General features: G+C 47.9%; 12 protein-coding genes, 1 pseudogene and 1 other annotated feature. Of the genes and pseudogenes, 6 read left to right on the top strand and 7 right to left on the bottom strand.

Going from position 1 to position 13799, the window contains the following annotated elements:
* Nucleotides 1-2 precede the first annotated feature (2 nt).
* Nucleotides 3-1779 (top strand): annotated as a pseudogene (gene atzF, locus GJB61_RS09975) (allophanate hydrolase).
* A 90-nt stretch (nucleotides 1780-1869) separates the two neighbouring features.
* Here the strand turns inward: atzF and proC are convergent.
* Genes proC through proB form a run of 3 tightly spaced genes read right to left on the bottom strand, consistent with a single transcriptional unit; the run spans nucleotide 1870 to nucleotide 5174 of the window.
* Nucleotides 1870-2736, bottom strand: coding sequence for a pyrroline-5-carboxylate reductase (gene proC, locus GJB61_RS09970; RefSeq protein WP_154118367.1), 867 nt, complete (start codon nucleotides 2734-2736; stop codon nucleotides 1870-1872).
* 44 nt (nucleotides 2737-2780) lie between these two features.
* On the bottom strand, nucleotides 2781-4028 hold the full coding sequence (locus GJB61_RS09965) for a glutamate-5-semialdehyde dehydrogenase (RefSeq protein ID WP_154118366.1): 1248 nt from the start codon (nucleotides 4026-4028) through the stop codon (nucleotides 2781-2783).
* A 42-nt stretch (nucleotides 4029-4070) separates the two neighbouring features.
* Nucleotides 4071-5174: a glutamate 5-kinase gene (gene proB, locus GJB61_RS09960; RefSeq protein WP_154118365.1), complete on the bottom strand. Its 1104-nt coding sequence runs from the start codon at nucleotides 5172-5174 to the stop codon at nucleotides 4071-4073.
* A 60-nt stretch (nucleotides 5175-5234) separates the two neighbouring features.
* Nucleotides 5235-5449 (bottom strand) — a binding site (T-box leader).
* A gap of 151 nt (nucleotides 5450-5600) precedes the next feature.
* Between proB and GJB61_RS09955 the strand changes: the two genes are divergently transcribed.
* Nucleotides 5601-5798: a hypothetical protein gene (locus GJB61_RS09955; protein ID WP_154118364.1), complete on the top strand. Its 198-nt coding sequence runs from the start codon at nucleotides 5601-5603 to the stop codon at nucleotides 5796-5798.
* Between the two features lie 109 nt (nucleotides 5799-5907).
* Here GJB61_RS09955 and GJB61_RS09950 read toward each other — a convergent pair whose 3' ends face one another.
* The gene (locus GJB61_RS09950) at nucleotides 5908-6819 is read right to left on the bottom strand and encodes a LysR family transcriptional regulator (RefSeq protein WP_154118363.1); all 912 of its coding nucleotides are present in this window, start codon (nucleotides 6817-6819) and stop codon (nucleotides 5908-5910) included.
* 103 nt (nucleotides 6820-6922) lie between these two features.
* On the opposite strand from GJB61_RS09950, the gene GJB61_RS09945 reads away from it, so the two are divergent.
* The gene (locus tag GJB61_RS09945; protein WP_154118362.1) at nucleotides 6923-7474 is read left to right on the top strand and encodes a GNAT family N-acetyltransferase; all 552 of its coding nucleotides are present in this window, start codon (nucleotides 6923-6925) and stop codon (nucleotides 7472-7474) included.
* Between the two features lie 367 nt (nucleotides 7475-7841).
* Here GJB61_RS09945 and GJB61_RS09940 read toward each other — a convergent pair whose 3' ends face one another.
* The 3 genes from GJB61_RS09940 to GJB61_RS09930 form a co-directional block, all read right to left on the bottom strand.
* The gene (locus tag GJB61_RS09940) at nucleotides 7842-8759 is read right to left on the bottom strand and encodes an NAD-dependent epimerase/dehydratase family protein (protein ID WP_154118361.1); all 918 of its coding nucleotides are present in this window, start codon (nucleotides 8757-8759) and stop codon (nucleotides 7842-7844) included.
* Between the two features lie 115 nt (nucleotides 8760-8874).
* Nucleotides 8875-9336 carry a GyrI-like domain-containing protein gene (locus tag GJB61_RS09935; RefSeq protein WP_229521590.1) on the bottom strand — a complete coding sequence of 154 codons (462 nt, stop codon included), beginning with the start codon at nucleotides 9334-9336 and terminating at the stop codon, nucleotides 8875-8877.
* A 66-nt stretch (nucleotides 9337-9402) separates the two neighbouring features.
* Nucleotides 9403-9732, bottom strand: a complete 330-nt coding sequence (locus GJB61_RS09930; RefSeq protein WP_195724299.1) for a MerR family transcriptional regulator — start codon at nucleotides 9730-9732, stop codon at nucleotides 9403-9405.
* 211 nt (nucleotides 9733-9943) lie between these two features.
* Here GJB61_RS09930 and leuC point away from each other — a divergent pair, with 211 nt between their 5' ends.
* The 3 genes from leuC (at nucleotide 9944) to GJB61_RS09915 (ending at nucleotide 13764) form a co-directional block, all read left to right on the top strand.
* Nucleotides 9944-11368, top strand: a complete 1425-nt coding sequence (leuC, locus tag GJB61_RS09925; protein ID WP_154118358.1) for a 3-isopropylmalate dehydratase large subunit — start codon at nucleotides 9944-9946, stop codon at nucleotides 11366-11368.
* 27 nt (nucleotides 11369-11395) lie between these two features.
* Nucleotides 11396-11998 (top strand): 3-isopropylmalate dehydratase small subunit, encoded by a 603-nt coding sequence (gene leuD, locus GJB61_RS09920; protein ID WP_154118357.1) that lies wholly within the window; start codon nucleotides 11396-11398, stop codon nucleotides 11996-11998.
* Nucleotides 11999-12189: 191 nt separating this feature from the next.
* Nucleotides 12190-13764, top strand: coding sequence for an N-acetylmuramoyl-L-alanine amidase family protein (locus tag GJB61_RS09915; protein WP_154118356.1), 1575 nt, complete (start codon nucleotides 12190-12192; stop codon nucleotides 13762-13764).
* Nucleotides 13765-13799: the final 35 nt, after the last annotated feature.

The following is a 13799-nucleotide window of genomic DNA, read 5'->3' as shown; positions in this document are numbered from 1 at the left end:
ATATGTTCCCTAAGCAAATTCCTTTGAAATTATCGGTAACCGGACTACGGACAGCCTATCTGGCTGGTGAATTGACACCAAAAGAAGTCATCGCTGCCGTTATAGCACGTGCCTCCGATGACGAAAACATGAATATTTGGATTACACCGCCATCCTTGGTTTTGATTCAGCCTTACTTGGACCGTTTGTCGACGCTTGATCCACAGGAATATCCGCTTTGGGGCATTCCTTTTGCCATCAAGGATAATATCGATCTTGGCGGAGTGGAGACTACAGCGGGTTGTGCGGAGTATGCGTATACCCCCGAGCAGCATTCTGGCATAGTGGCAAGATTAATTGAAGCAGGTGCTCTCCCGGTGGGCAAAAGTAATCTGGATCAGTTCGCTACCGGGTTGGTCGGAACACGAAGTCCTTACGGTGAAGCCCACAATGCGCTGCGGCCTGAACTGATTAGTGGCGGTTCCAGTGCGGGCTCATCGGTTGCTGTCGCCCGTGGACAGGCAGCCTTCTCGCTGGGCACCGATACTGCCGGCTCCGGACGGGTGCCTGCTGCCTTACACGGGCTTGTGGGTTGGAAACCAAGTCTAGGCTCTTGGCCCGTTATTGGAGTAGTTCCCGCCTGTGCGAGCCTTGACTGTGTCACCGTTATGGCTCACACGCTGGAAGATGTGCTGGAGGTTGACGAAGTTGCCAGAGGTTTCCATGAGAATGACCCGTGGTCACGCCATTTACCGGCACCAGAGGAGAAATTACCTCTACGAATCTGTGTGCCGGAAGAGCCGCTAGTCTTCTTTGGTCCGTTCGCGGAATTGTATCAACGCGCTTGGGAGTCAGCACTGGAGAGAATGCAGACTTTAAACATTACCGTAGAAACCATAAATACAGATCTGTTTTCTGAGGCAGCAGCGATTCTGTACGAAGGTCCTTGGGTAGCCGAGCGCTGGGCTGACTTGGGGAGCTTTATTGAAGCTAATCCTGGTGTAGCTTTTCCGGTTACCGAAACCGTGCTGCGCTCCGGAGCGGCTGCTGAATATGATGCAGCTTCGGTATTTCGGGCGATGCATAAGCTGCAGAGCTTTAAGCTTGAAGCCCGGAAAAGACTTCAAGATGCGGTGTTAATCCTTCCAACAGCAGGAGGAACTTGGACACGCGATCAGGTCAGAGCGGACCCTATTGCCACCAACCGCCAGATGGGTCTGTATACGAATCACTGTAATCTACTGGATCTGTGTGCCGTAGCACTGCCAGCCGGTTATGCGGACGTGGATCTGCCATTTGGCATTACCCTGTTTGCACCCGCAGAAGCGGAGGGGCTTGTCCGTGCGGCAGCGAAGCTTTTCACTATTTCGCTAGAGCTGGAGTTAAGGGGGGAGAGTGATCATGTTGTTGAACAATAAGAATACAACCCTATTAGTAGCGGTGTGCGGTCTGCATATGCGGGGTTTTCCACTCGAAAAACAGATGATCGAATATCATGCAGAGTTTCTGCGTGAAGATAATACAGCGGCAAAATATAAGCTCTACAAGCTGCCTACCGTACCAGCTAAGCCAGGTCTAATTAAACAAACAGTAGGCGGCAATATGATCCGACTGGAAATCTGGGAAATGCCGCTGGCAGAATTCGGAGCCTTTACTGCCGGGATTCCAGCACCGCTTGGGATCAGCAAGGTGGAGCTGGAGAATGGTGAAGAAGTCAGTGGTTTTATCTGTGAGGGATATGCGGCGCAGGGAGCCGAAGATATTACTTCTTCTGGGGGCTGGCGAAATATAAGCCAGTAATAATAAAGATCGCAATCAGAGTCCTTTTTTGGACTGGACTGCGATCTTTTTCATACTTCTTCTATTATAGTGGGTATATTAGGAAACAGCTTATTTGAGTTCTTGCTCCAGTGCCACGCCCATCTCCCGGGAGCGTTCTGCGCAGCGATTCACTGCGGCAATGACAGTTTCGAAGAATTCCCCTTTATCTAATACTTCCAGAGCTGCTTGGGTAGAACCGTTCGGTGAAGTTACTTTCTTGCGCAGAGCAGCGGGTGTTTCTCCGGTCTGCTGTACCATGCGGGCGGCCCCCAGAACGGTTTGTACCGTGAGTTCAGTGCTCTGTTCCACAGGAAGTCCGCCACGGATACCGGCAGCGATCATGGCTTCCATCATGTAATAGATATAAGCTGGTCCGCTGCCAGAGATACCGGTTAAGGTTTCCATACGTTCCTCATCGATGACGGTTGTCAGGCCGACGGCTTCAAAGATATTAAGCGCAAGGCGTCGGCCATTCTCATCCACCTGCTTGGAGAAAGATATACCTGTAGCGCCGAGGCCAATTGAACTTGAAGTATTGGGCATCGTGCGCACTATCGGTTGCTGGGTGCCAAGCAGACCCTGAATAGTACGGATAGATAGGCCTGCAATGACAGAGACGATCAACTGATTCGCAGAGAGGATCGGTCCAAGGCTCCGCAAAGCTTCCGCAGCATCTTTGGGTTTCATCGCTAATACAATGACCGGAGCATTTCGCAGATATTCTGTTTTTTGCCCAGAATCGTTGCTGCCTATAACGCCATAGCGGCTTCGCAATTCAGCCAGGCGCTCGCTGCCGCTGCGGTTTAGCATAATGATATTGTCGGACGACACCACACTGCGGGAAATCATTCCGCGAACGATAGCTTCTGCCATCGAGCCTGCGCCATAAAACACAATATTATGATTAATGAGTGGAATGGAAGGTTGCTGACACATGGCTAAATTCCTCCTAAATGTTTGGTGAATCAAATAAATGAATACTAACTCCGGACTTGGCCGGTGCCGTATATTTTATACTTGGTTGAAGTGAGTGCTGGCAGGCCCATCGGTCCGCGGGCATGCAACTTCTGGGTGCTGATGCCGATTTCGGCACCGAACCCGAACTCGAAGCCATCCGTGAAGCGAGTGGAAGCATTGTGGTATACAGCAGCAGCGTCAACCTCTTGCAAAAAACGTGCCGCCTGCGCTTGATCTTCAGTAACGATACATTCGGAATGTTTGGTCCCGTACTTGGCGATATGGGCCAAGGCTTCATCAAGGCTGCTGACGATTTTGATATTAAGAATATAATCGTTGTATTCCGTTGCATAGTCCTCCAGACTTGCTGGTAAAGCCCAAGGAACAATAGCTACTGTTTCTGGACAGCCACGCAACTCTACATTAACCTCCCGGAAAGCTTCGGCTAGAGAATACAAGGATTTGCTGGCATAATCACGATGTACAAGCAGAGTTTCCATGGAATTGCAGACGGAGGGACGCTGAGCCTTAGCATTGATACTAATATTTAAGGCCATTTCCGGGATAGCGCTGGAGTCAAGATAAGTGTGGCAAATACCGGCCCCTGTCTCAATAACAGGTACTGTGGCATTAAGCACGACATTCTGAATAAGCGAGCTGCCCCCGCGCGGAATAATAACATCAAGCAAACCGTTCAGCTTCAGCATTTCATCTACAGAGGCCCGTGTAGGGTCTTCGATCAGTTGCAGCGCATCCTTGGGCATGTCAGTTTCGGCAAGGGCGCTGTGTAGCACCTCGACGATTTTGCGGTTGGACGACAGTGCAGAAGAGCCGCCGCGCAGAACTACAGCATTGCCAGTCTTCAGACATAGTCCTGCCGCATCTACAGTTACATTCGGACGCGCTTCATAGATGATGCCGATAACACCAAGGGGTACGCGAATCTTCTCAATGGAGAGCCCATTTGGGCGCTCAATGGTTTCTAACGTGTCGCCGATGGGGTCAGGAAGTACAACAATCTGCTGCAGCCCGTCGGCAATGCTACCAATTCGTTCCACATTTAGGGCGAGTCGGTCGAGCATAGATTCCGGCGTACCATTCAAGCGTCCGCGTTCCAGATCCTCGCCGTTGGCGGTAATAATGGCCGTGGCTTCGCGGCGTAGTGCTGCGGCCATCACAAGCAAAGCCTCATTTTTCTGTCCAGTAGTCAAGCTTGCCAACACTCCCGTGGTTCCCTTGGCTAAGGTTGCTTTATTTACAACTTCACTCATGGCGATACCTCCTAAAAAATTTGCGAGCATAAGTTAAACCTGTTATCTCAAGGTTATCCATTCATCTCGGTGGATGACCTCCAGGCGGTGCACTTCCCCCAGCTTAGGCACAACCTGCCGGCTAGGCAATCCTTGAATGCTGCGAAGCTGTGTGTCATCATAATTGACAATGCCCCGTCCAAGCAGTTGTGAATCTGGTCCGAGAACCTCAACCACATCGCCAGCATGGAAGTTGCCTTCTGTCCGTTTGACACCAACAGGGAGCAGACTATGGCCGCCGTGCAGCAGAGCTTCAACGGCCCCTTCATCTACATAAAGGGAGCCAAGCGGAGTGGACATGAAGCCGAGCCATTGTTTCTTGACGGGTAGGGAAGCTGATGTAGTGGCAAAATAAGTACCTCTACCCGCCCCATCCGCCGCGAGCTGTAAATCTCCCGGTTCGGTTGCTCTCCCGATAAAGACAGGGACCCCGCCTCGAGTAGCAATCTTGGCTGCATCAATTTTGGAACGCATGCCGCCTGTTCCTACACTGGAGCCAGCGCCACCGGCTATGGCATAAATTTCAGGTGTGATATCCTCCACCGTCTGATAGCGGACAGCATCAGGTTGTTTGCGCGGGTCCCCACTGTATAATCCATCCATATCGGTCAATACCAACAGCCGCGACGCCTTAAGCAGGTTGGCGACAAGCGCCGATAGTGTATCGTTGTCGCCAAATTTCAGTTCATCGACCGAGACGGTATCATTCTCGTTGAATACGGGGACAGCGCCTTGCCGGAGCAGTTCTTCAACTGTCATTACTGCATTATTCATCGCCCGGCGGCTGCAGAAGTCGGTGCGGGTCAGCAATATTTGAGCGGTTGTAAGACCAAACGCTGCGAAGGCTTCCTGATAAGCCTGCATGAGCAGCACCTGGCCTACAGCTGCGGCGGCCTGCTTCTCGTGCAACAGCTTTGGGCGTGCTGGATAACCGATACTGCGGAAGCCTGCCGCTACCGCACCTGAGGTGACCAGCAGAACTTCACAGCCACTTTGCCGTAGTCCGGCAATCTCAGCGGCGAAGAAAGCGACAGCCTCGCGGTTTAATCCGCCTTCCGGGCCTGTAAGCGAGCTACTCCCTATTTTGACCACTACTCGTGTCGTCATTGCCTTTCACTTCCTCAATGGATTAATAAAATGACAAAAAAGCCCCCATCCTTAGACTTAGCAAAGGACGAAAGCTTGGTTAACTTCCGCGGTACCACCTTCATTGATGAGGGTTCATCCGACTTCATTCTCATAACGGGAGCATCCGTCCTGCAACAAGGCAGGCCGCTCGGGGGTAGGATTCAGAACGATACCGCGGTAAATTCTCTCAGCTATCAGGATTTACTCTCTGGGCGCGGTAGACTCGTTCTTACTGGTCCCGTCTGCACGTTTCACTATTTGTCATTTAGAATACCATGGAGCAAGACGGTTTGCAAAGGGGGATGGAACTATATCTTTCTAACTGTAGCAAGCCTCAAATATTATGTTTATCCTGCGGTAGATCGGGCAAAATACTTATAATCTGTTAGTAGGAGGTTGATGAAAATGGCTGGAAGTGAAAATATCAATAAGGAACCGCATAAGAATTCAGATGAATCACTAGCGTTTCATAGTAATGCGATCCGCGAATTTGTGGAAGAAAAGACCGGAAACCCTGGAACCAAGGGACCGGTTGATGAGAGTACCGCCCGTATGTCAGACGATCAGAACAGGCTAATTACTGAGCACAATAGGCAGGATTAGGCCACAGGATCATATGGATATCAGTTGCGAGACGGGTGCTGCGATTTCACTTACATTGATTGATAAAGAAGAGCAGCTGTGTTAGATGCAGCTGCTCTTCTTTATCATATTATTTCTCTACCAGACCAGCAACAGTGGATTTAAAGGTTTCCATAAAAGCTTCCGCAGCCTTAGACAAATAACGGCCGCGCCGGTAAGCCACCACTAATGTACGGCTGGGAATGGGATCAGCGAGCGGCAAATAGATAGGAACGAATTCACTCCGTGGCGCACGGGCAATAAAATGAGGCACCAGCGTTACCCCCATGCCTGTAGCAACAAGTGACTGTACCGTTTCCATGTTATTGCTCTCAAAGACGATCCGCGGCTCAAAACCTGCCGCCTGACAGAGTTCCACCGTCATTTTACGAAAGCCTTGACCTTCCTTAAGTACAATAAAGGGTTCGTCCTTCAGCTCTACCAGAGAAGTGCGGATTCCCTTAGCATTGCGGGAAGCTAGCCGATGTTCAGGCGGGACCGCGAGATCAATCCTTTCCTCACCAAGCACTTCGTAAGCAAGGCTAGGGATCTCCAGCGGAAGAGAGAGCAGGCTGAGATCAGTCTGTCCACTAGCGGTAAGCTTTTCCAGATTCATGGAGGAATCCTCAAGCAGTGTGATTTCCACTTCCGGATACTTTAGTTTGAAGACCGGCAGTACATGCGGCAATAGATGTGCACCGGTAATTGGCATGCTGCCAACAACAACGCGGCCGGTACGCAGTTGGGAAATGTCGGACATTTCCTGACGCAGCAATTCAACAGCGTCAATAATAATCTGGGCTTGTTCTATAAATTTTGATCCAGCATGGGTCAATTCCACCGAACTTGTATTCCGCTGAAAAAGCAGGACTCCGAGCTCCTTCTCCAGCTTGGACAGCTGTTGGCTGAGCGAGGGCTGAGCAATGTGCAGCTTCTCAGCCGCCCGGGAGAAGTTCCTTTCGGCTGCAATTTGCAGCGCATATTGCAATTGTCTTAGTTCCATATTGATAAACTCCTTGGGAATGAATAGAATTGCTTATAAGTATATCCTATAAAGCTGGGGTTTAATATAAGTAAACCTACATCAACGAGAAGAGCTGATCAACTTGAATAATGAGCTTGGAACACGAATTTATCTTCGTTTTTTTGTCGCTGGCGATGCGCAGGAGCGTGTGGATGTGCAGATCCGCAACCGGGCTGTTTTTGAAAAAGTATCAATCGATCGTGACGAATCCTATTACACCTTGGAAGGTCAGGTCGAGCTTATCACACGTTGGGCACAAGAAATAGAAGCACATCAGCGCTATGCATTCGGGATATTTCTGCACGAAACAGGGCAATTGATCGGTGATATTTCACTGGTGGAAATCATGCCAGACACCACAAAGCAATGGATTCTTGGTTATGCCTTGGATCAGGCGCACCAGGGTCATGGATATATGAGCGAAGCCATTCCGCTAGTTCTGAATTATGCCTTTCAAGAGGCGGGGATCAAGCGTATTGAAGCAGGGGCCGTTCCCGAGAATGCCGCTTCGATTCGGGTACTGAAGAAGGCGGGTTTCCAAACAGTAGAAGGAAGCAATCCTCATAGAGTCAAAATCAATGGAAATTGGGAAGAACATCTGCTGTTTTATATCGAAGCTGGAAAGGGACAATAATGTATGGCTTAGCAGAGCTACCGGCGACTGCAAGGGGAGTACTTATCACCATTTTAAGAATAAAGAAGGTCTTTTTATTAGCTTGGTTGAACAATCCTTCGGAAATTCATGGAAAGATTAGGATATCAAATCGTCAGCATATACATCAGTATAGACAAATTATATGCATACTAAATACCATCTCACACCGATACAGGTGGACTGGGTTTTCTTGTGGCTCAAAACCAAAACCAGCGGTTGACCGTTTGTGAAACAAGCGCTACGGGTTCGGAGGGTTCTTGCGATCGCTGTGCTGGCAATCACTTCGAGTTAAAGCTGGGGGTAGTTAAACTGCGCTTGCTGTTCTCCATAGAATAACTGGAACAATCTATATGCTAAGTGAGGATTGAAGAGTTTGCTCTATCGCAGCTTCTAAGGGTGTTGCAGTCATCCCAAATCGTTCGGTGAATTTACTGCTATCCACAATGAAATCCTCGTCGAACTGGTATAACATCTCTATGCTTTCTCTGGCTGCGGGAATGAACAAGCCACCGAATCTTAACATGCCTATTCCCATTGTTCTGATCTTTGGGGGGAAGCCAGCAATCCGGTAGGACGTATCAATAAATTCTCTTGTAGTAACAGTATCAGCATTCGGTACATGCCATACTTGGCCAAAGGCGTCCTCATGTTGGCTCAGCAGAACGAGTGCTTTTCCAAAATCAACTATAAACGTATATGTGTGCTTCTTATCAGGATTTCCCAATACCGTACATGCTTTACCCTTAGCGATGGGTTGAAACAGCCTTGAGCCAACGGAAGAATTGTGGACATTAGGTCCGAAAAAATCTGCACCTCTGCCCATTACCATCTGCATAGTTCCATTTTGATATAATTTCAGCAACTTTTCGGACATCGATGCCCTGACTTGACCTTTTTTGGTATTCGTTGCATAAGGAAGCTGCTCGTGCATCGATCCTTTAACCAAGCCATACATATACATATTCTCAGCCGCAACTAGCTTTGCTCCAGCTGCCATCGCACCTGAAATAATATGATCTTGAAAAGGCATAAACAGCTTACTCCACTTTTGATACGGAGGCTGTGCACATTGAAATACCACCGAAGCATGCTTCAGACTTGCCTTTGCTTGCTCTATATCTGAGAGATCAGCTCTTTCTAACCTTACTCCTGGCGGCACAGACGCATTCCCACTGGTACTGATCATGGTAACTGGTTCCTCTTGAGCCACAAGCTCCCTCATTACAGCCATACCTAACGGTCCTGTTCCTAGAATTATATTCATTATTATCCTCCTAAATTTTTGATAGTATCTGCTTCAACTGAGTCACTTCATTCAAAACTCGCTTCGAAAGCATAACCATAAGTACTGGATAATAATAAAATAAACCCTATAGCTACTATAGGGTCAAGACCTTACGAACGGGTACTTGCAGTTCTACGATAAAATCCTCCGGCTTCAACATCTGTGCTCTATCGACAATATAGTACTCTATTGGATCACCACTTTCTATGTATCCGTGAGTCTCAATCCAATCTTGAAGCTTACTATAAATCTTTTTGCAGGATGTATCATTGGGAATTCCGCAGTAACGTGCAGTGATGTAATCTCCCTGGGGAAGGGTACGTATAGGAGCGGTTTCCAATCCAATGCTCTCGAGCATGACACAATATTCCAAGTCAGATTTAGCACGATCAAAATCCATAATATTCTCATGATAGACGGTCATGATTCCTTCTGGAGTTAATCCACTGGCCTCAATTTTGTGGAATAATTCTGTGAACTTTACGATTGAAGGCTCCATTCCACAGGCATAGAACCCTCGGTCAGACAGTACATGCCGTTCTGGAAGCTGCTTCATTTCTACCAGTACGTCTAAGTCTACCAACCCTTTGCCCAGTTCCTGAAGCAGAATAATTCGAGCCGCTCATAGTTCTATTGATTTCACAGTCTGTTCTAATCGTTTAAGCTCTTCTGACATTTCTTTATGTTTGGCTTCGAGGGTTATTTGCAGGCTTTTCAAATTACCACTTTTCAAAAGCGTTCCGATCTCTTCTAACGAGAATTGCAGCATTTTCATATCCTGCACGATCATAATTCTAAGCAGATCCTGATTTGCATAATAACGGTAACCGGTGAGCTTATCCGTGTGGTTGGGGATCACCAGGCCGATTTTGTCATAGTATCGCAGAGTTTGAACGGATATATTACATATCCTTGCGGCATGACCTATGGAATAAGATTGATCATTACTCATAGCTCCAACAACTCCTTTATAAATAAATAATATATTCATGTTAGTGGCAATTACTTGATAATTCAAACCTATTCCATCTTATAGGCCACACCTATGGGTTTTATAGATATCATATCTTGGAATTATAAACACAGGGATGTTATATTTAGAACATTCAAGAGAGACTCCACGCTCTCTTCCAACTGAACGATTCTACTAATGAGGTGAAATCATGAGCAACAAGACAATGTTTGAGAAGATTTGGAATAATCACGTTATTCATCAAGAAGAAGGCAAGCCGAGTATTTTGTATATCGACCTGCATCTGGTACATGAGGTTACTTCCCCACAAGCTTTTGAAGGTCTTCGTCTCAGCGGCCGCAAGGTTCGCCGTCCGGAGCTTACCTTTGCAACCATGGATCATAATGTTCCTACGACTGACCGTTTCAACATTAAAGATCCGATTTCCAAACAACAAATTGACACTCTTTCGCAGAATTGCCGCGATTTTGGCGTGAAGCTGTATGATCTTGATAACATCGATCAAGGTGTCGTGCATGTTATGGGCCCGGAAATTGGCCTGACACATCCCGGCAAAACGATTGTTTGCGGTGACAGCCACACCTCTACTCACGGTGCCTTCGGCGCACTCGCTTTTGGTATTGGCACTAGTGAAGTAGAACATGTAATGGCTACGCAATGTTTGCAGCAGTCCAAGGCTAAGACTATGGAAATTCGCTTCACAGGCAAACGCAATCCAGGCGTAACGGCAAAGGATTTGATTCTGGGCGTTATCGCGAAATACGGTACAGACTTTGCAACAGGTTATGTTATCGAGTACACAGGCGAAGCTATCCGCGAATTGTCGATGGAAGAACGTATGACGGTCTGCAACATGTCGATCGAAGGCGGGGCCAGAGCGGGCTTGATCGCACCTGACGAGACTACATTTAACTACCTGCGTGGTCGTGAATATGTACCGCAAGGCGAAGTTTATGATGCTGCTGTTGAGATTTGGAAGGGCCTTGTAAGTGATGAAGGTGCAGAATATGACACTACTCTTGACTTTAATGTGGAGACGCTGATCCCGCAGGTGACTTGGGGCACAAGCCCAGGTATGGGTGCAGACATTACCTCAAGTGTACCTAATCCTGCTGACTTCACTACAGAAAATGAACGTAAAGCTGCTGAAAAAGCGCTTGAATATATGGATTTGGCTCCAGGCACACCGATGTCGGAAATTCCGATTGATTATGTATTCATCGGCTCTTGCACGAATGGCCGGATTGAGGATTTGAGAGCTGCCGCACAGGTAGCCAAAGGACATACAGTATCTAATAAGGTAACGGCGATCGTTGTACCAGGTTCAGGACGCGTGAAGCTGCAGGCAGAGAAAGAAGGCCTCGACAAAGTATTTACAGAAGCGGGATTTGAATGGCGTGAAGCAGGCTGCAGTATGTGCCTGGCGATGAATCCGGATGTTCTGCAACCAGGACAACGTTGTGCTTCTACCTCGAACCGTAATTTTGAAGGACGTCAGGGCCGCGGCGGACGTACGCATCTGGTATCCCCTGCGATGGCGGCAGCGGCAGCGGTAATGGGTCATTTTACCGATATTCGCGATTGGAACTATAAGACGGAAGCCGTCAGCTTGTAGAACAAGAGAAAGTGGGAGGATAATATAATGGATGCTTTTAAAAAATTAACAGGTATCGTTGCCCCGGTAGACCGGGTAAATGTAGATACGGATGCGATTATTCCGAAGCAGTTCTTGAAACGGATCGAACGAACAGGTTTTGGACAGTTTCTTTTTTATGAATGGCGTTTTGATGAAGAGGGAAATGACAATGCAACGTTCGAGATGAACAAACCGCGTTATGAAGGCGCATCTGTCCTGATCTCGCGGGCCAACTTTGGCTGCGGCTCATCACGCGAACATGCACCATGGGCGATTCTTGACTATGGCTTTAAAGTCGTAATTTCCCCATCTTATGCCGATATTTTTTACAATAACTGCTTTAAGAATGGGATTCTGCCGATCAAGCTTTCGGAAGAACAAGTAGATGAGCTGTTCAAGCGGACGGCTGAGCATGAAGGTTACAAGCTGAGCGTTGATCTTGAGAACAATAAGCTTAGCGATGAATACGGTCTTAGTATCACTTTTGAGCTGGATGAGCATCGTCGCCAGTTCTTGCTGCAAGGTCTCGATGATATCGGGCTGACACTGCAGCATGCGGATGAGATTACGGCTTATGAGGAACGAAATGCTGCTAAATTGTTTGCCTAAAGCATGAATTAGCTGGACTTTTACGTAAACTTTACAAATTTTACACAAAACTTCTATTTCCGGGTGTCGGAAATAGAAGTTTTTTTGCTATAATCGATATATTCGTTGCTGTGATAGGCAACATTTGGAGATTTCTGTCGTCTGATACTTATCTGTCTATAAATCTATTACTTGCCGAAGGAGAGAAAAGGATGAGAAGAGCCGGTCGGGTATTACTACTGTTGCTGTTGCCATTGTTATTACTTTCATTTACCGGCTATGAGGCTTCTGCAGCTGCTAGCAGTACGGGCAGAATTATTCTGGATAATAGGGAACTCACTATGCCTAAAGGGATAGCTCTTGAGAATGTGAATGGAAGCGTTATGATTCCGGTTCGCGTTGTGGTGGAGAATCTCGGATTCCAAGTGCTATGGGAACAGAAGACTCGTAAGGTAACCGTGCAGCAGGATGGAAAAAGCATTGAACTGGCTGTTGGACGCAAGACAGCCAATGCTGACGGGGTAACCCTTGATTTGAATGCAGCGCCTAAGCAGAGTGGGAGTACGGTGCTTGTTCCTATCCGCTTTGTCAGCGAGCAGTTTGGACTTAAAGTGGGTTGGGACAATATGGATAAGACGGTCTATTTAACCGGTGGACTGTCAAGCGGCACGGATACCGCTGCTATCCCTACAGCTACTCCAACAGCTACATACTCTCCAGCTCCCACTCCTACAGCAACTCCCCTAACAGGGACGGTAGAGGGCAATGTAACAGGTTCAGCCACTCCGACTCCGCTGCCCCTGATTAGTCCTACACCAGAAGGCAGTGGCGGGATTGTTGTCGGCCCCCAAGTTAAGGGAGCGGTATTCAGCGAGAACAGATTAATTGTCGCCGTTACGGGTGCTGTGAAGCCAACAGTCACAACAATGAGTAGTCCTGACCGTATTATTGTAGATTTTCCCGGTGCTGCTTTTGCCCCTGAGTTTGCCGGCAGTCTGCCGGTGATTGTCGCGAATGGCAGCCCTCAAGGCAAGCTGGATGTCACCGGTTATCCTCTAGTCTCTGAGCTTAGATATGCGTTATTCAGTGTAAGTCCGCCTACAGTGCGTTTTGTTATTCAAACGGTAGGTAGCCAGCCTTATCAACTTAGCACGGATGAGAGTACCGGGCTTGTGACTATTGATCTGAACGTACTAAGCAACGTAGGAGGCAGTCCGGCAGTACCTGTTGGTAGTGGGAAGCCGATAGTTGTACTTGATGCGGGCCATGGCGGCTCACAGCCTGGTGCTATCAGCGTAACAGGCAAGAAGGAAAAAGACTTTAATCTTGCGGTGATTCGCAAAGTTGGAGCTTTACTTATGCAGAACTCCCTTGTGGAAGTCATTTATACCCGGACGGATGATATCACGCTTGGTTTACAGGATCGGGTGAACATAGCTAAGGCTGTAAAGGCTAATTTATTTATTTCTGTTCATGCGAACGCGATGGATTCTTCCTCTACCAACTGGAATTACGTGAACGGCAGTGAAACTTACTACAGCCGCAGCGAGAGCCTGCCTTTAGCACAGATTATGCATAAGCATTTAGTAGCAGGAACCGGATTCAAAGATAATGGAGTAAGAAACAAAAGCCTGCATGTGACAAGGGAAACAAGCATGCCTGCTATACTGCTGGAAGCCGGGTATTTGACGAATCTGGGCGACGAAGCCGCGCTGTACACTGAGAAGCTTCAGGATAACTTGGCTCGGGAAATAGCAGCGGGGATAATGGAATATCTTGGATTATAGTCCTCGATTCTAGTAACTTATATTAGCGGAATCCT

The sequence above is a fragment of the Paenibacillus monticola genome (assembly GCF_009664975.1).
Taxonomy (GTDB): Bacteria; Bacillota; Bacilli; order Paenibacillales; family Paenibacillaceae; genus Paenibacillus_AQ; species Paenibacillus_AQ monticola.
The sequence above is the reverse complement of the archived record's forward strand: the minus strand, read 5'-3'. Positions and strand labels throughout refer to the sequence as shown.

Coding starts and splice junctions, on each gene's coding strand:
- proC (WP_154118367.1), bottom strand. CDS start 2,736: ATGTGTCAGCAACCTTCCATTCCACTCATTAATCATAATATTGTGTTT.
- GJB61_RS09965 (WP_154118366.1), bottom strand. CDS start 4,028: ATGAGTGAAGTTGTAAATAAAGCAACCTTAGCCAAGGGAACCACGGGA.
- proB (WP_154118365.1), bottom strand. CDS start 5,174: ATGACGACACGAGTAGTGGTCAAAATAGGGAGTAGCTCGCTTACAGGC.
- GJB61_RS09955 (WP_154118364.1), top strand. CDS start 5,601: ATGGCTGGAAGTGAAAATATCAATAAGGAACCGCATAAGAATTCAGAT.
- GJB61_RS09950 (WP_154118363.1), bottom strand. CDS start 6,819: ATGGAACTAAGACAATTGCAATATGCGCTGCAAATTGCAGCCGAAAGG.
- GJB61_RS09940 (WP_154118361.1), bottom strand. CDS start 8,759: ATGAATATAATTCTAGGAACAGGACCGTTAGGTATGGCTGTAATGAGG.
- GJB61_RS09935 (WP_229521590.1), bottom strand. CDS start 9,336: ATGAAGCAGCTTCCAGAACGGCATGTACTGTCTGACCGAGGGTTCTAT.
- GJB61_RS09930 (WP_195724299.1), bottom strand. CDS start 9,732: ATGAGTAATGATCAATCTTATTCCATAGGTCATGCCGCAAGGATATGT.
- leuC (WP_154118358.1), top strand. CDS start 9,944: ATGAGCAACAAGACAATGTTTGAGAAGATTTGGAATAATCACGTTATT.
- leuD (WP_154118357.1), top strand. CDS start 11,396: ATGGATGCTTTTAAAAAATTAACAGGTATCGTTGCCCCGGTAGACCGG.
- GJB61_RS09915 (WP_154118356.1), top strand. CDS start 12,190: ATGAGAAGAGCCGGTCGGGTATTACTACTGTTGCTGTTGCCATTGTTA.